The organism is Pseudomonas sp. SCPG-7 (assembly GCF_002156405.1).
Classification (GTDB): domain Bacteria; phylum Pseudomonadota; class Gammaproteobacteria; order Pseudomonadales; family Pseudomonadaceae; genus Aquipseudomonas; species Aquipseudomonas parakoreensis.
In genome coordinates this window covers 1-15,983 of record NZ_MVOO01000024.1, presented here as the reverse complement: position 1 = coordinate 15,983, position 15,983 = coordinate 1, and the positions used below count along the sequence as shown (strand labels likewise).

18 protein-coding genes are annotated in these 15,983 nt (G+C 60.0%); 2 read left to right on the top strand and 16 right to left on the bottom strand.

The genetic code is table 11. The annotated features are described in order from the left end of the window. Positions 1-40: 40 nt before the first annotated feature. From B1722_RS26635 to B1722_RS26600, 8 genes are all read right to left on the bottom strand, one after another. Positions 41-724, bottom strand: a complete 684-nt coding sequence (locus tag B1722_RS26635) for a sulfite exporter TauE/SafE family protein (protein ID WP_041067819.1) — start codon at positions 722-724, stop codon at positions 41-43. Next, on the bottom strand, positions 717-929 hold the full coding sequence (ccoS, locus tag B1722_RS26630) for a cbb3-type cytochrome oxidase assembly protein CcoS (RefSeq protein ID WP_041067822.1): 213 nt from the start codon (positions 927-929) through the stop codon (positions 717-719). The genes B1722_RS26635 and ccoS overlap by 8 nt, the downstream gene beginning before the upstream one ends. 22 nt (positions 930-951) lie before the next feature. Continuing rightward, positions 952-3,402 (bottom strand): heavy metal translocating P-type ATPase, encoded by a 2,451-nt coding sequence (locus B1722_RS26625; RefSeq protein ID WP_086794900.1) that lies wholly within the window; start codon positions 3,400-3,402, stop codon positions 952-954. Between the two features lie 212 nt (positions 3,403-3,614). Beyond that, on the bottom strand, positions 3,615-4,154 hold the full coding sequence (locus B1722_RS26620) for a FixH family protein (RefSeq protein WP_041067828.1): 540 nt from the start codon (positions 4,152-4,154) through the stop codon (positions 3,615-3,617). An 11-nt stretch (positions 4,155-4,165) separates the two neighbouring features. Next, positions 4,166-5,581 (bottom strand): cytochrome c oxidase accessory protein CcoG, encoded by a 1,416-nt coding sequence (ccoG, locus tag B1722_RS26615; protein ID WP_086794899.1) that lies wholly within the window; start codon positions 5,579-5,581, stop codon positions 4,166-4,168. Between the two features lie 222 nt (positions 5,582-5,803). Beyond that, a complete protein-coding gene (locus B1722_RS26610) occupies positions 5,804-6,214 on the bottom strand; it encodes a type II toxin-antitoxin system VapC family toxin (RefSeq protein ID WP_041067833.1) in 411 nt (136 codons plus the stop codon). Then, entirely contained in the window at positions 6,214-6,468 is a 255-nt protein-coding gene (locus tag B1722_RS26605) for a type II toxin-antitoxin system Phd/YefM family antitoxin (RefSeq protein ID WP_041067899.1), read from the bottom strand. Before B1722_RS26605 ends, B1722_RS26610 begins: the two co-directional genes overlap by 1 nt. Positions 6,469-6,642: 174 nt before the next feature. Then, the gene (locus B1722_RS26600) at positions 6,643-6,843 is read right to left on the bottom strand and encodes a hypothetical protein (protein WP_084234174.1); all 201 of its coding nucleotides are present in this window, start codon (positions 6,841-6,843) and stop codon (positions 6,643-6,645) included. Between the two features lie 253 nt (positions 6,844-7,096). On the opposite strand from B1722_RS26600, the gene B1722_RS26595 reads away from it, so the two are divergent. Next, positions 7,097-8,101, top strand: a complete 1,005-nt coding sequence (locus B1722_RS26595) for a metallophosphoesterase (protein ID WP_086794898.1) — start codon at positions 7,097-7,099, stop codon at positions 8,099-8,101. Positions 8,102-8,155: 54 nt separating this feature from the next. Here B1722_RS26595 and ccoP (B1722_RS26590) read toward each other — a convergent pair whose 3' ends face one another. From ccoP (B1722_RS26590) to ccoN (B1722_RS26555), 8 genes are all read right to left on the bottom strand, one after another. Next, the gene (gene ccoP / locus B1722_RS26590) at positions 8,156-9,139 is read right to left on the bottom strand and encodes a cytochrome-c oxidase, cbb3-type subunit III (protein ID WP_041067842.1); all 984 of its coding nucleotides are present in this window, start codon (positions 9,137-9,139) and stop codon (positions 8,156-8,158) included. Further along, the gene (locus tag B1722_RS26585) at positions 9,136-9,321 is read right to left on the bottom strand and encodes a CcoQ/FixQ family Cbb3-type cytochrome c oxidase assembly chaperone (protein WP_003175465.1); all 186 of its coding nucleotides are present in this window, start codon (positions 9,319-9,321) and stop codon (positions 9,136-9,138) included. Before B1722_RS26585 ends, ccoP (B1722_RS26590) begins: the two co-directional genes overlap by 4 nt. A 6-nt stretch (positions 9,322-9,327) precedes the next feature. Continuing rightward, positions 9,328-9,936: a cytochrome-c oxidase, cbb3-type subunit II gene (gene ccoO, locus B1722_RS26580; protein ID WP_041067866.1), complete on the bottom strand. Its 609-nt coding sequence runs from the start codon at positions 9,934-9,936 to the stop codon at positions 9,328-9,330. After that, positions 9,936-11,378, bottom strand: coding sequence for a cytochrome-c oxidase, cbb3-type subunit I (ccoN, locus tag B1722_RS26575; RefSeq protein WP_047293093.1), 1,443 nt, complete (start codon positions 11,376-11,378; stop codon positions 9,936-9,938). The genes ccoO (B1722_RS26580) and ccoN (B1722_RS26575) overlap by 1 nt, the downstream gene beginning before the upstream one ends. Positions 11,379-11,859: 481 nt before the next feature. After that, positions 11,860-12,813, bottom strand: a complete 954-nt coding sequence (ccoP, locus tag B1722_RS26570) for a cytochrome-c oxidase, cbb3-type subunit III (RefSeq protein ID WP_041067872.1) — start codon at positions 12,811-12,813, stop codon at positions 11,860-11,862. Then, positions 12,810-13,007, bottom strand: a complete 198-nt coding sequence (locus B1722_RS26565) for a cbb3-type cytochrome c oxidase subunit 3 (RefSeq protein ID WP_041067875.1) — start codon at positions 13,005-13,007, stop codon at positions 12,810-12,812. Before B1722_RS26565 ends, ccoP (B1722_RS26570) begins: the two co-directional genes overlap by 4 nt. Before the next feature lie 3 nt (positions 13,008-13,010). Then, the gene (gene ccoO / locus B1722_RS26560; protein ID WP_003223389.1) at positions 13,011-13,619 is read right to left on the bottom strand and encodes a cytochrome-c oxidase, cbb3-type subunit II; all 609 of its coding nucleotides are present in this window, start codon (positions 13,617-13,619) and stop codon (positions 13,011-13,013) included. A gap of 10 nt (positions 13,620-13,629) precedes the next feature. Further along, positions 13,630-15,054: a cytochrome-c oxidase, cbb3-type subunit I gene (gene ccoN, locus B1722_RS26555; protein ID WP_041067879.1), complete on the bottom strand. Its 1,425-nt coding sequence runs from the start codon at positions 15,052-15,054 to the stop codon at positions 13,630-13,632. 95 nt (positions 15,055-15,149) lie between these two features. On the opposite strand from ccoN (B1722_RS26555), the gene B1722_RS26550 reads away from it, so the two are divergent. Then, positions 15,150-15,827 carry an alpha/beta family hydrolase gene (locus B1722_RS26550; protein ID WP_041067882.1) on the top strand — a complete coding sequence of 226 codons (678 nt, stop codon included), beginning with the start codon at positions 15,150-15,152 and terminating at the stop codon, positions 15,825-15,827. Positions 15,828-15,983: the final 156 nt, after the last annotated feature.

The window sequence follows — 15,983 nt, the reverse complement described above, 5'->3', positions numbered from 1 at the left end:
GCTTTGCACCCCAGCGGGAGCAAGCTCCCTCGCCACAGTTTTAGTGACCCATCAACCAATGTTGATGCGGCCCCGGCAAAGTCCAGATCCCGAACAGAATCACCAGCAAGCCACCGGCCACGCGCACGCTGCGTTTGCGCAGTAACGCCGTCACCCGCTCGGCAGCCAGTCCGGTGGCGAGTAGCACCGGCCAAGTGCCCAGCCCGAACGCCAGCATCAACAACCCACTGTCCAGCGCATTGCCCTGGCTCGCCGACCACAGCAGCGTGCTGTAAACCAGTCCGCACGGCAGCCAGCCCCACAGTGCGCCGAGCAGCAGGGCGCGGGGCAAACTCGACACCGGCAGCAAGCGGTTGGCCACCGGCTGAATGTAACGCCACAAGCCACGGCCGAGGCTTTCGATACGGGTCAGGCCGCTCCACCAGCCGGCCAGATACAGGCCCATGGCAATCAGCAGCAACCCGGCGAGAATACGCATGAACATCGCCGCCGGACTGTTCGCCACCGCCCAGCCAGCCAGCCCGATCAGCAAGCCGGCCGTCGCGTAGCTAAGGATCCGTCCGAGGTTGTACGCCAGCAGCAGACGAAAGCGCCGGCTGCGCTGTTCCTTGGGAATCGCCAGGGTCAGCGCGCCCATCAGGCCGCCGCACATGCCCAGGCAATGCCCGCCACCGAGCAGGCCGAGGATCAGCGCGGAAACCAGGAGAGGCGCCAGCTCAAGCATGGGGTGGCGCCTTGTCCTGCGGCTGGTCGGATTTGGCTTCGTCGACGGCGGCGGTGTGGTTCGGGTCCTGATCATCGAACAGGATGCTGTGGGCCGGGCCATCAAGGTCGTCGTACTGACCGCTGTCCACCGCCCAGAAGAAGATGTACACAGCGATGGCCACGATCAGCAGGGCGGCGGGGATCATCACGTAAAGAGCTGGCATCGGTACTCCAGGCCCGCGCGGCTCAAGCCGGCAACGGGCGGGTTTCTGAACGGGTGCCGGCAACCGGCGCGCTCGGCAGGCGAGTCAGGCGCAGGGCGTTGAGCACCACGGTCAACGAACTGATCGACATGCCGACCGCAGCCCACACCGGGGTGATCCAGCCGAGGGCGGCGAACGGCAACATGAGGCCATTGTACAGCGCCGCCCACAGCAGGTTCTCGATGATTACCCGACGGGTTCTGCGCGCTAACGTGAAGGCGTGTACCAGCGCATCGAGGCGGTTGGACAGCAGCACCGCGTCGGCACTGGTTTTCGCCAGATCAGTGGCCGAACCCATGGCCACGCTGATGTCGGCAGCGGCCAGCACCGGCACGTCGTTGACCCCGTCACCGAGCATCAACACCTTGCGTCCTTGTTGATGCAACTGCTGCAACACGTGCAGTTTGTCGTCCGGACGCAAACCGCCACGGGCTTCGTCGATGCCCAGTTCGGCGGCGACGCTGGCGACCATCGGCGAGCTGTCGCCGGACAGCAGCAATGTGCGCCAGCCACGCGCCTTGCACGCGGCGAGCAGGGCGGGCGCATCGTCGCGCAGGCGATCGTCGAGGACGAACCACGCCAGCGCTGCCGAGTCATCACCGAGCAGCAGCCACTGACCCGGCTCATCCGGCATCGCCGGCAACGGCGCACCGCTGAGGGCGCAGACAAACTCCGCCTGACCAATGCGCAAGCGCTGTGTACCTACCCGTCCTTCGAGACCGAGTCCCGGCGTGCTGTGCACATCTTCAGCGGCCAGTGGCGCACGACCGAAGGCGCGGGCAATCGGGTGTTCCGAACGGTTTTCCAGGGCGGCGGCAAGGCTCAGGCACTGGTCGCTGCTGAGTGTGCCCAGCGGGCGAATCGAGCGCAGGACCAGGCGGCCTTCGGTGAGTGTGCCGGTCTTGTCGAAGATCACCGTGTCGATCTGGTTCAGGCCTTCCAGCACATGCCCGCGCGTCAGCAACAGGCCGAGTTTGTGCAGGGTGCCGGTGGCGGCGGTCAACGCCGTCGGGGTTGCCAGCGACAGCGCGCAAGGGCAGGTCGCGACCAGCATCGCCAGGACGATCCAGAACGCCCGCGACGCATCCAGTTCCCACCACAACAGGCCGATGGCTGCCGCCGCAATCAGCGACAACAGCAGGAACCACTGCGCAGCGCGGTCGGCGATTTCCGCCAGGCGCGGTTTCTCGGCCTGGGCGCGATCGAGCAGGCGGACGATGGCCGACAGGCGTGTGTCCTGACCCAGTGCCAGTACTTCGACGGTGAGCGCGCCTTCGACATTCAGCGTGCCCGCGGTGACCGCATCGCCCAGCGTGCGCGGTTGCGGCAGGTATTCGCCGGTCAGCAGCGATTCGTCGATGCTTGACTGGCCATCGAGAATCCTGCCATCCGCCGGCAGGATCGAACCTGGTTGCACCAGCACCCGGTCACCCAGGCGCAGTTCGCTGAGCAGGATGCGTTCGCTCTGGCCGTCGGTGTCGAGACGCAGGCACGAGGCCGGCAGCAGGTTTACAAGCTGCGCGGTGGCGGCGGCGGTGCGTTCGCGGGCACGGCGTTCCAGATAACGCCCGGCGAGCAGGAACAGCGCAAACATCCCGACCGCATCGAAATACAGCTCACCGACGCCGGTGATCGATGTCCAGATCCCGGCGATGTAGGCGCTGCCGATGGCCAGCGACACCGAGACGTCCATGGTCAGGTGGCGGGTGCGCAGATCGCGCATCGCGCCCTTGAAGAACGGCGCGCAGCTGTAGAACACGATCGGTGTTGTGAGAAATAGCGCGACCCAGCGCAGGATCGTGTGCAATTCGGGGCTGAGGTCGATGTTGAATTCCGGCCAGGTGGCCATGGTCGCCATCATTGCCTGAAACCACAGCAATCCGGCGACGCCGAGCTGGCGCAACGCGAGGCGATTTTCGCTGGCCAGTTGCTCGCTGGCGCGGTCGGCCTGATACGGGTGGGCGACGTAACCGATGTGGCGCAGCTCGGCGAGGATCTGGCTCAGCGGCAATTGCGCGTCGGCCCATTGCACATGCAGGCGATGGTTGGACAGATTCAGTCGCGCCTCGGCCACTGCCGGCAGGGTGCGCAGGTGTTTCTCGATCAGCCAGCCGCAGGCGGCGCAACTGATGCCTTCCATCAACAGCGTGGTTTCGGCGAGTTCGCCCGCGTGACGGACGAAGGATTTTTGCACGTCGGCGCGGTCGTACAGCGCCAATTCATCGGTCAATTGCACCGGCAAGGCTTCGGGGTTGGCCGAGGCTTCGCTGCGATGCTGGTAATAGCTTTCCAGACCACCGGCGACGATGGCTTCGGCCACGGCCTGACAGCCGGGGCAGCAGAACTCGCGGGACTCCCCGAGCACGACGGCGGTAAAGCGACTGCCCGACGGAACGGGCAGGGCGCAGTGGTAGCAGGGGAGTGGGGTGGTCATGGCATCGTTGAGGGGGTAAGCCCTTGCATTGGGGTTGTCCGCTTGCCCTCACCCCAGCCCTCTCCCGGAGGGAGAGGGAGCCGATTGATGGAGGCCGGAAAAGAGGTGCATCCACGGATATCGTCACTGCCATACACAAGGCATGCGAGCGGCCGAAATCAGTCCCCTCTCCCTCCGGGAGAGGGTTAGGGTGAGGGGCTTCTGCAGTTTATTTATTTATCCAGGTCTTCAGCGCCCTGCAACGGTTCGTCACCGAGCAGCAGATCCTTGTCATGGCTGACCTGTTCTTCTTCGAACATGCGCCACACGTGGTCGTCCTGAGTGCCCAGCAATTCGACAAAACGCCGACCTTCGACCTTGTCGCCCAACTGGCCGATGTAACGGCCGGCTTCGGTTTCACTGCGGGTCAGGACAATCTTGCGATCCTTCTCCGGCTGGGTCGGCGAGATCAGGTTCAGTTCCAGGGTTTTCGGCTGGCTGTCACCGCTGAGGCGCAGGTCGACTTCGCCGGTGAGTTCATCCAGATGGACGTTGGCGCGCATCTTCAACTCCTGCGCCAACAGTTCACGGTCCAGCGAGCGGTTGATGCCTTTGCCGGCCTCGTAGTAGTTGTCGTTGACCAGGTTGTCCGGGTTGTTCACCGCAATGGTCACCATTGACAGGGTCAACGTCACCGAGCAGGCCAGGATACCGATGATGATCCATGGCCAGAGGTGCTTGTACCAAGGGCTTGCGGCGTTTGCGGCGGGCATGTTCAGTTCTCTCAACGGGTTTGTGGGCCGATGAATCGGCTCTTGGCTTCAACGTGGACGCTGTCGTCGTCGGCGTCCTTGAGGATGAATTTCACCTCGTTGGTGCTCGACGGCAATTGTTCCGGTGCGCTCGACAACTCCACCGGCATGCTGAAGATTTCGCCGGCCGGGACCTTGATCTCGCGTTTGCCTTGCAGGCGCAGATCCGGCAGGCCGACGGCCTCCAGCACGTAGGTGTGGTCGCGCTGATCCTTGTTCATGATCTTCAGGCTGTAGACGTTTTCGATCCGGCCTTCGGCGTTCTCGCGGTACAGCACGCGGTCCTTGCTGACGTCGAAACCGACCAGCGAGCGCATGAAGAATGCGGTCACCAGCAGGCTGATCATCGCCAGCAGCACCACCGCATAGCCGATCAGGCGTGGCCGCAGTTTATGGGTTTTCTGGCCCGAGAGGTTGTGTTCGGTGGTGTAACTGATGAGGCCGCGCGGGTAGTCCATCTTGTCCATGATCGCGTCGCAGGCGTCGATGCACGCGGCGCAACCGATGCACTCGATCTGCAGGCCGTCACGGATGTCGATACCGGTCGGGCACACCTGAACGCACATGGTGCAATCGATGCAGTCGCCCAGGCCCATAGCCTTGTAGTCGACACCTTTCTTGCGCGGGCCACGGCTTTCGCCGCGACGCGGGTCGTAGGATACGATCAGGGTGTCCTTGTCGAACATCACGCTCTGGAAACGTGCATAGGGGCACATGTAGATGCACACCTGCTCGCGCAGCCAGCCGGCGTTGCCGTAGGTGGCGAGGGTGAAGAAACCGACCCAGAAATACGACCAGCCATCGGCCTGGCCAGTGAAGAAATCGAACACCAGTTCGCGGATCGGCGAGAAGTAGCCGACGAAGGTCATGCCAGTGACGAAACCGATCAGTAGCCACAGCGAATGTTTGGCGAGCTTGCGCAGGAACTTGTTGCCGCTCATTGGCGCTTTATCGAGCTTGATACGCTGGTTGCGGTCGCCTTCGGTGACTTTCTCGCACCACATGAAAATCCACGTCCACACGCTTTGCGGGCAGGTGTAGCCGCACCAGACCCGGCCGGCGTAAACGGTGATGAAGAACAGGCCGAACGCGGCAATGATCAGCAGGCCAGACAGCAGGATGAAGTCCTGCGGCCAGAACGTGGCGCCGAAGATGAAAAACTTGCGTTCCGGCAGGTTCCACCACACCGCCTGATGCCCGCCCCAGTTCAGCCACACCGTACCGAAATACAACAGGAACAGCGCAGCGCCGCCCATCATCCGCAGATTGCGGAACAGGCCAGTGAAAGCACGGGTGTAGATTTTTTCTCGAGAGGCGTAAAGGTCGACGCTGTTGTTCGCGTTTTTGCTCGGCGGTGTGACGTCGTGTACCGGAATCTGGTTGCTCATCATTGCATCCCACGGCAGTGGACAAATGCCTCGGTCGATACGTGCCGACCGCGGTCAGAAAGGGGTGTTGCAGTGGCGCAATGATACGCCTGTCGCTCTAACTCAAGGGTGCGACCTTTGGTCGCGTTGGGAAAAAAGCATTATTGGTGTAGCGAATGCAGCAAAGCCTGATGCAGATCAATTGACTTGTTGAGTATGGACGGTTTTGCAGTGGCGGCTAATTCATTGCTCCCATGGGTTGATCAGGGCGACGCCGCTCGAGCGGAAATCATCGACATTGCGCGTGACCACCGTGAGTCCATGCACCAGGGCCGTGGCGGCGATCAACGCATCGCTTTCATTGGCCTGGTCGGGCACATGCAGGCTGGCACAACGCAGCGCTACTGCAGCATCAACCGGCAGGATTCGCGCTTCGAATGCGGGCATGACGTGACGCGTCAGCCAACTGCGCAACAGCTTTCCTTGAGCAGGATCACGCCGTTCCATTCGCAGGACTCCGGTTTCCAGTTCTTTCAGAGTAATGGCGGAAATGTACAGACGCGGGGCGATGACGCCTTTGGCCCAACTGACCACATTGGCATCGGCTTGCGGCTTGCGAAGTTCGGAAATCACATTGGTGTCGAGTAAATACATCAGGACAGGTCCACGGGACGATGAATGATGACTGCGCGCTCGGTTTCGAAATCGATGTCGGCAGCCTCCGGCATGACCAACCAATCGACAATGCTTGTGTTTGCGCCGCTCAGTTTCTGATATTCCTCAATGCTCAAAAGGACATGAGAGGCCTTGCCACGGTCTGTGATGATCACTGGACCCAGACGCGCAGCCTTTTTGGCGCTGCTGGTGTCCTGATTGAATTCACGGCTGGAGATGGTGGTGATTGCCATCATGGTTGACCTCTCGCAATACAGATGTAGCAACGTTACTACTTCGCCTTGGGGGCGGCAATCGAGGAAGACAGGACTCAGCCGTCCGTTGGTCGGTCCATGGCTGGCATTAGTCGAGCCAGCCCCGCACAAGGCGCAGGCCGGCTCTGGTTGATTCAGGCGTGGCTTCAAGACTCAGGGCAGCCTGCCACCGCCCAGGCTATCGAGACTGCCGGTATTTCGATGGCGTTTTGTGGTGCTTTTGGAATCGGGTTGTGACGGACTGTCGAATGTCGCGGTAATGGTTTCCACGGTTTTTTCCGATGATTCGGTTGGATGATCAGATTCAGTAAGAGGCTGATCAACCAGGAGACAGGTTTTGTCGTCATTCAACATAGCGGCTTCATCCTTGAAGTGGCTCCGATGCGGGTCACCGGGCCTTTGGCAGACCCTACAGAGCAAGCTGAAACGAGTCCATCTGGCATGTGTCTCAAAGTATTAATTTCAACGGCTATGCCCATGCTGTAGAAATATAATTAGTTAATTGAAGACTTTTAATTTTTTATTAATTTCGAATAGTTTGGTGTCTGTTCTGCAGCATGCTAGTTGCATGTTCGTGTTTTGAAAGTTAATGGAATAATGGAGTGTTATGAAAATCAAGGAAGTTAAAAAGCTTTTCGCTTGTCTGTGCATGTTATCGCTGAGTTCTCTTGCCAGTGCCAATGAAGGTGTTCCGCTGCACATGGTATTTGCCTCGGACCCGCAATACCCGTGGACGGAAAAATCGGACAGTGGTGAAGATGAGCCGAGCGCGGACTTTGAAAAACGCTCGAAATGGCTGGTCGAGAGCCAGTTTGCGAGTATTGCGCAGTTTCGCAACGAAATGGGCGGCCAGGCCGCCGTGCCGCTGATGATCAACGGCGACATCACTGCGTTCGGCCATGGCTGGCAGCGCTCCTTCATGAAGACGATGCTGAACAAACACTTTGGCGATCAATTTCTCTATGGGTTGGGTAATCATGATTACCAGAACAACGTGAATGACTGTTTCAGTGAGAGTTGCGCGGCGGGCAGTATTGTCGATTATCGTGATCATCACGTGGATAAGGTCGATCAGTTCGATCTTGAAGTGAGTGGCAGCTTTTTGAATAAGCACTATCTCGGCAGTCTGGCGTATTCAAAGAATATTGGTGAAGTACATCTGGTGCAGTTGAACAATGAGCCGACTTACCAGGTGAAGATTTCCCATGCGCTGAATCCGACCTCGTTCGATATCAAACAGTCACTGGACTGGCTGGAAAATGATTTGCGAATAGCGCGAGCGCAGGGCTACGCGATCATTATCAATATGCACAAACCCTATGACTGGACAGGCAGTTGGGAGCAACAGAAGCGCTTTCGCGAAATGCTTGAAAAATATCAGGTGACGGCGATGTTTGCTGGCCATTACCACGGCGAGGGTGGCAGCCAGACCTACATAGGCAGTGTGCCGATGTTCCTCAGCGGTGCGGCCTCTCAACAGACGTACCTGACGGCCAGCTTTTCCAAAGACCGCAAGCAACTTGAGGTGAGTCTGGTCGAGGGTAATCAGTGGCGCCATCGTCAACCGGTGGCCACAGTACCGGTGAAATCGATCTGGGCCAGTCGCCCATAAAAAAGCCCCCGCCAGAGCACTGGTGGGGGCTTTATTTTGCGTCAGCCGTTGGCCTTATTGGGCCTCGGCTTCAGCGGGTTTGTCACCGTGAGACAGGCTGTAAACATACGCTGCCAGCAAGTGCACCTTATCGTTGCCTTGCAGTTGTTCCTGCGCAGGCATCTGGCCCTGACGGCCGTAACGGATGGTCTGCTGCAGTTGGGCGAAGCTCGAACCGTAGATGAACGCGGCCGGGTGGGTCAGGTTCGGTGCGCCCATCGCCGGGGTGCCTTTGCCTTCCGGTCCGTGGCAGGCCACGCAGTTGGCGGCGAACAGTTTCTGGCCGTTGGCCGGGTCAGCCTTGGTGCCTTCCGGCAGTTTGCGGCCATCAAGTTGAGTGACCACGAAGGCTGCGACGTCGGCGACGCCTTGCTCGCCAATGACGTCGGCCCAGGCCGGCATCACCGCGTGACGACCGCCCATGATGGTGGTCTTGATGGTTTCCGGCTCGCCGCCCCAGCGCCAGTCGGCGTCGGTCAGGTTCGGGAAGCCATAGGCGCCTTTGGCGTCGGAGCCGTGGCACACCGAGCAGTTGGAGGCGAACAGACGGCCGCCCATCTTCAGTGCTTGTGGATCCTTGGCGACTTCCTCGATCGGCATCGCCGCGAACTTGGCGAAGATCGGACCGAACTTGGCGTCCGAGCGGGCCATTTCCTTTTCCCACTCGTGCACGCCGGTCCAGCCGGTCTGGCCGTTGGCGAACGCGGTCTGCTTGTCGTTATCGAGGTAGTTGTAGCCCGGCAACAAGCCTTTCCAGTTGCCCAGACCCGGGTACAGCACCAGATAACCGAGAGCGAACACGATGGTGCCCACAAACAGCATGAACCACCATTTCGGCAGTGGGTTGTCGTACTCCTCGATCCCGTCGAAGGAGTGGCCCACGGTCTCTTCCGTCTGCTCGCTGCGCTGGCCCTTGCGGGTCGACAGCAGCAGCCAGGTCAGGGAAAAGATCGTACCGAGACTGAGGACTGTGACGTACAGACTCCAGAATGTAGTCATTCTTTGTTACTCCTAGAAGCTTGCTCGACGTGCTTGATGGCTTCGGGATCATCCGCAAAAGGCAGCAAGGTTGCGTCTTCAAACTCCGACTTGCGCTTGGGGCTGAATACCCACAACGCCAAACCGATGAAGGCCACCATCACGACAACGGTGCCCAGGCCACGAATCATCCCGATATCCATAAAGAATCACCGTTTGCTTTTGATGATGGTGCCCAGGCCTTGAAGGTAGGCCACCAGCGCGTCCATTTCGGTTTTGCCCTTCACGGCCTCTTTTGCACCGGCGATGTCTTCGTCGGTGTAAGGGACGCCGAGCGTGCGCAACACTTCCATTTTCCTGGCTGTGTCTTTGCCGTCGAGCTTGTTTTCCACGAGGAACGGGTAAGCCGGCATTTTCGACTCAGGCACTACGTTGCGCGGGTTGTACAGGTGCGCACGCTGCCAGTCATCGGAGTAACGACCGCCCACGCGAGCCAGATCCGGACCGGTACGTTTGGAACCCCACAGGAACGGGTGGTCCCAGACGCTTTCACCAGCGACCGAGTAGTGGCCGTAGCGTTCGGTTTCGGCGCGGAACGGACGGATCATCTGCGAGTGGCAGCCGACACAACCGTTGGCGATATAGACGTCGCGGCCTTCCAGTTCCAGTGCCGAGCGCGGCTTCATGCCTTCGACCGGCTTGTTGGTGACGTCCTGGAAGAACAGCGGAACGATCTGGGTCAGGCCGCCAATGCTGACGGCGATAACCATGAAGAAGGCCAGCAGGCCAATATTCTTCTCGACAGCTTCATGCTTCATCAGTGAGCTCCAACGACAGCGATCTGGGCGGCGGCTTCGGCTTCAACCGGGTTCGAGGCGCGCACGGTGCGCCAAACGTTGTAAGCCATCAGGAACATGCCGCTGGCGAAGAATGCACCGCCCAGGGCACGGACAATGTAGCCCGGGTGGCTGGCCTGCAGCGCTTCGACGAACGAGTAGGTGAGGGTGCCGTCATCGTTGATTGCACGCCACATCAGACCCTGAGTGATGCCGTTGACCCACATCGAGGCGATGTAGAGCACGGTACCGATGGTCGCGAGCCAGAAGTGTGCGTTGATCAGGCCGACACTGTGCATCTGCGCGCGGCCGAACAGTTTCGGGATCATGTGGTAGATCGCGCCGATCGAGATCATCGCTACCCAGCCGAGCGCACCGGCGTGTACGTGGCCGATGGTCCAGTCGGTGTAGTGCGAGAGCGAGTTGACGGTCTTGATCGCCATCATCGGACCTTCGAAGGTCGACATGCCGTAGAACGCCAGCGACACCACAAGGAAGCGCAGGATCGGGTCGGTGCGCAGCTTATGCCAGGCCCCCGACAGGGTCATCATGCCGTTGATCATGCCGCCCCAGCTTGGTGCCAGCAGGATGATCGACATCGCCATGCCCAGCGATTGTGCCCAATCCGGCAGTGCGGTGTAGTGCAGGTGGTGCGGGCCGGCCCAGATGTACAGGGTGATCAGTGCCCAGAAGTGCACGATCGACAGGCGATAAGAGTAGATCGGACGTTCGGCCTGTTTCGGCACGAAGTAGTACATCATTCCGAGGAAGCCGGTGGTCAGGAAGAAACCCACGGCGTTGTGGCCGTACCACCACTGGATCATCGCGTCGGTTGCGCCCGAATAGGCGGAGTAGGACTTGAAGAAGCTGACCGGCAGGGAGGCGTGGTTGACGATGTGCAGCATTGCGGTCACGACGATGAACGCGCCGTAGAACCAGTTACCGACATAGATGTGCTTGGTCTTGCGCTTGGTGATGGTGCCGAAGAACACCAGCCCGTAGGAGACCCAGACAATGGCCAGCAGAATGGCGAGCGGCCATTCCAGTTCGGCGTATTCCTTGGTGGTGGTGTAACCCAGCGGCAAGGTAATGATTGCGCCGACGATAACCGCCTGCCAGCCCCAGAAGGTGAAGGCAGCGAGGCTGTCGGAGATCAGTCGCGTCTGGCAGGTTCTCTGCACGACATAGTAGGAAGTGGCAAACAGTGCACAACCACCGAAGGCGAAAATCACCAGGTTTGTGTGCAACGGGCGCAGGCGTCCAAAGCTCGTCCACGGCAGACCGAAGTTCAACTCCGGCCAGACCAGTTGCGAGGCGATGAAGACACCAAGCCCCATGCCAAGGATCCCCCAGACCACCGTCATGATGGCGAACTGGCGGACTACCTTATAGTTATAAGCAGTCGGACTGATTGCTGTGCTCATTCTAAGGTTCCACGGTTTGGGTGTTTTATTAGGATTAAAATCGGCCGCAAGTATGCAGAGAGCAGGGGGTCATTGCAACGCGCCATGACCTGGGTCAATGCTTTCCAACGCTGATTCTGCGGCCTTTCCATACGCCGCGTAAGGACAAAATCGGCCTCGGACAAAATGTCGCAGCGGACGAAAAAAGCGAGGGGTTCAGGTCAGATGTAACGAGGTGTGTTCCAACGCAGTGATCGGGTGACGGACGGTCATCGACGCGACAGCCGGTATCTACCGGGCTTTGCGCCCTGTCAGTCAGGCGATTTGTCGAACACATCGCTCAAGGTCGACCTGGAACCGGCACGGGCCAGTCCGCATCGAGCAAGCGTAGACCCGAATTGGAGGATTCGAAAGGAGAGGGTGTGACGGGGTGCGACAATGCGTCGCAAAGGGGCGGGGTGCTGCCGCACCGAGAACGATGCGGCAGAGGTGTGCGCAATACTTATTGCTTGTTGTCTTCGGTAATCAGTTTTTCTGTATTCAATCCGTGTGACAGGCTGTACACATAAGCGGCCAGCAATTGCACTTTATCGTTGCCCAGCAATTCGTTTTGCGCTGGCATATGGCCTTGGCGACCATGGCGAATGGTCTGCTCAAGCTGCGTCAGGCTGGTGCCATAGATAAATCCGGCCGGGTGCGTCAGGTTCGGCGCACCCATGGCTTCAGTGCCTTGGCCGGTTGCCCCATGACAGGCTACGCAGGTGGTGCTGAACGCTTGCTGTCCGGCCTGCAGGTCAGCCTTGCTGTCGGCCGGCAGCGGCAGGCCAGCCAGTTCGTGACGCACATACGCCGCGACGTTCTTTACACCTGTCTCGCCGAGCACTTCGCCCCAGGCCGGCATCGCCGCCATCCGCCCACCCATGATGGTGGTCTTGATGGTCTCGGCACTGCCGCCCCAGCGCCAGTCCTTGTCCGCCAGGTTGGGGAAACCGAACGCGCCCTTGGCGTCGGAACCGTGGCACACCGAGCAGTTGGAGGCGAACAGTCGGCCACCCATTTTCAGCGCCTGCGGATCCTTCGCCACTTCTTCCACCGGCATGGCGGCGAACTTGGCGAAGATCGGCCCGAATTTGGCGTCGGCCTTGCTCATTTCCTTTTCCCATTCGTGGACGCCGGTCCAGCCGTCCTCGTAGCCGGGCAGAATGCCTTTCCAGTTGCCCAGGCCCGGATACAGGATCAGATAGCCCACGGAAAACACCAGCGTGCCGGCGAACAGCATGAACCACCACTGCGGCAGCGGGTTGTCGTACTCCTCGATGCCGTCGAAGCTGTGGCCCATGGTCTGGTCGACGCTGCCCTTGGTCTCGCCCCGGCGGGTGCCGATCAGCAGCCAGGTCAGGCCGATCAGGCTGCCGATGGTCAGTACGCAGATCCACGTACTCCAGAAGGTGGTCATGGCCGGGTACTCCTTGTTTCAGATGCGGGGGTAGTGTCGGGTTGCGGCTCGTCGGCGAACGGCAGCAGACGTGCTTCGGCAAACTCCGGGGTGCGCTTGCGATTGAATACCCACAAGGTCAGACCGACGAAGGCGACGAACACCACGACCGTGCCGAGGCCACGTATGAGGCCTGTGCTCATTTCAATGACCATGGCTCACCTCTTGCTCTTGATCGCAGTGCCAAGCACTTGCAGGTAGGAGACGAGGGCGTCCATCTCGGTCTTGCCCTTGAGGCTGGCGACCGCGCCGCTGATGTCATCGTCGGTGTACGGCACGCCGAGGGTGCGCATGGTCTTGAGCTTGGTTTCGGTGTGGCTGCTGTCGACCGCTTGCGTGACCAGCCACGGGTAGGCCGGCATTTTCGACTCGGGTACCACGTTGCGCGGGTTGTACAAGTGCGCGCGGTGCCAGTCATCCGAGTAACGCGCGCCGACGCGGGCCAGGTCCGGCCCGGTACGCTTGGAACCCCAGAGGAACGGGTGATCCCACACGCTTTCGCCGGCCACCGAGTAGTGCCCGTAGCGTTCGGTTTCAGCGCGGAACGGGCGGATCATCTGCGAGTGGCAACCGACGCAGCCTTCGCGGATGTAGATGTCGCGGCCTTCCAGTTGCAGCGCGGTGTAGGGCTTCATGCCTTCCACCGGTTTGTTGGTGACGTCCTGGAAGAACAGCGGGACGATCTGGGTCAGGCCGCCGATGCTCACGGCAAACACCATCAGCAGCATCAGCAGGCCGACGTTCTTTTCAATCGTTTCGTGTTTCATGGCGGACTCCTCAGGCCATCTGCGCGGCAGCAACGACGTCAGCAGGCTGCGAGGCCCGCACGGTGCGCCAGGTGTTGTAAGCCATCAGGAACATGCCGCTGAGGAAGATCGCCCCACCGACCAGACGTACGATGAAGCCTGGGTGGCTGGCCACCAGGGTTTCGACGAAGGAGTAGGTCAGCGTGCCGTCCTCGTTGACTGCGCGCCACATCAGGCCCTGGGCGATACCGTTGACCCACATCGAGGCGATGTACAGCACGGTGCCGATGGTCGCGAGCCAGAAGTGCGCGTTGATCAGGCCGATGCTGTGCATCTGCTCTTTGCCGAAGACTTTCGGGATCATGTGGTACAGCGCGCCGATGGAAATCATCGCTACCCAGCCGAGCGCGCCGGCGTGAACGTGGCCGATGGTCCAGTCGGTGTAGTGGGAGAGGGCGTTTACAGTCTTGATCGCCATCATCGGACCTTCGAAGGTCGACATGCCGTAGAACGCCAGCGACACCACGAGGAAGCGCAGGATCGGGTCGCTGCGCAACTTATGCCAGGCGCCCGAGAGGGTCATCATGCCGTTGATCATGCCGCCCCAGCTCGGTGCCAGCAGAATCAGCGACATCACCATGCCCAGCGACTGTGCCCAGTCCGGCAGCGCGGTGTAGTGCAGGTGGTGCGGGCCGGCCCAGATGTACAGGGTGATCAGCGCCCAGAAGTGCACGATCGACAGGCGATACGAATACACCGGACGTTCGGCCTGTTTCGGCACGAAGTAGTACATCATCCCGAGGAAACCGGCGGTGAGGAAAAAGCCTACGGCGTTGTGGCCGTACCACCATTGCACCATCGCGTCGGTCGCACCGGCGTACACCGAGTAGGACTTGGTGAAGCTCACCGGCAACTCGAGGTTGTTGACGATGTGCAGGATCGCCACGGTGATGATGAACGCGCCGAAGAACCAGTTGCCCACATAAATGTGCTTGGTCTTGCGCTGCATGATCGTGCCGAAGAACACGATGGCGTAGGCGACCCAGACGATGGTGATCAGGATGTCGATCGGCCATTCCAGCTCGGCGTATTCCTTGGAGCTGGTATAACCCAGCGGCAGGCTGATCGCCGCCAGCAGGATCACCAGTTGCCAGCCCCAGAAGCAGAACGCGGCGATTTTCGGCGCGAACAATTGCGTCTGGCAGGTGCGCTGCACCGAGTAGAACGAACTGGCGAACAGCGCACAGCCACCGAAGGCGAAGATCACCGCGTTGGTGTGCAGCGGGCGCAGACGGCCGAAACTGGTCCAGGGCAAATTGAAGTTGAGTTCAGGCCAGACCAATTGGGCCGCGAGAAAAACCCCGAGCCCCATGCCGACGATGCCCCACACCACCGTCATAATGGCGAATTGGCGGACCACCTTGTAGTTGTAGGCGGTACTGATAGAAGTGTTCATGGTTCCCCATCCACGGTTCAGCCGAAGTGAGCGCGCGCAGAAAACGCCGCGAATCCTTCGCCTGGAGTTATAGGCAGACTAAAAGCGAGGCAAGCATGGACAAACAGCACAAGGCCAGTATTGACGGGGATCAATGGGCGCAGTGCGTGCGGGATCATGGGTGGCTTTGGGATGCTGCGTCGGGCAAGGCTTCGGCGACATTGATCCTGGCCCATGGGGCGGGTGCGCCGATGGACAGTGACTGGATGACGGATATGGCTGGGCGCCTTGCTGGATTGGGCGTGAACGTGTTGCGGTTTGAGTTTCCTTATATGGCGCAGCGGCGGGTTGATGGCAGTAAACGCCCGCCGAATCCGGCGCCGAAACTGCTTGAGTGCTGGCGCGAAGTGTTCGCTGAAGTGCGACGTCATGTCGCTGGGGTTTTGGCGGTTGGCGGGAAGTCGATGGGGGGGCGGATGGCCAGTCTTTTGGCCGATGAGTTGGGGGCTGATGCGCTTGTCTGTCTTGGATATCCGTTTTATGCGGTTGGGAAACCGGAGAAACCTCGGGTTGAGCATCTGGCTTCTTTGCGGATTCGGACGTTGATTGTTCAGGGGGAGCGGGATGCTCTTGGCAATCGGGACGCTGTCGAGGCTTACGATCTATCGCCGAGTATTGAGGTGTTTTGGTTGGCCTCTGGGGATCATGATTTGAAGCCGCTCAAGGTTTCTGGGTTTACGCATTCGGACCATTTGGCTTCGGCTGCGGAGACGGTTGCCGGGTTTCTTCGGTGAGGTTTGGTTTTGGGGTGTATATCCGTTGCTGCGGTTATGGCTGCTTAGGGTTCCGCCCTTACGGCGGGTCACTTTTGGCAAACGCCCCAAAAGTAACCAAAAGGTCTTGCTGGTATGACTCACCCACATAGGTAACAAAACAGTTCAAGCACATAG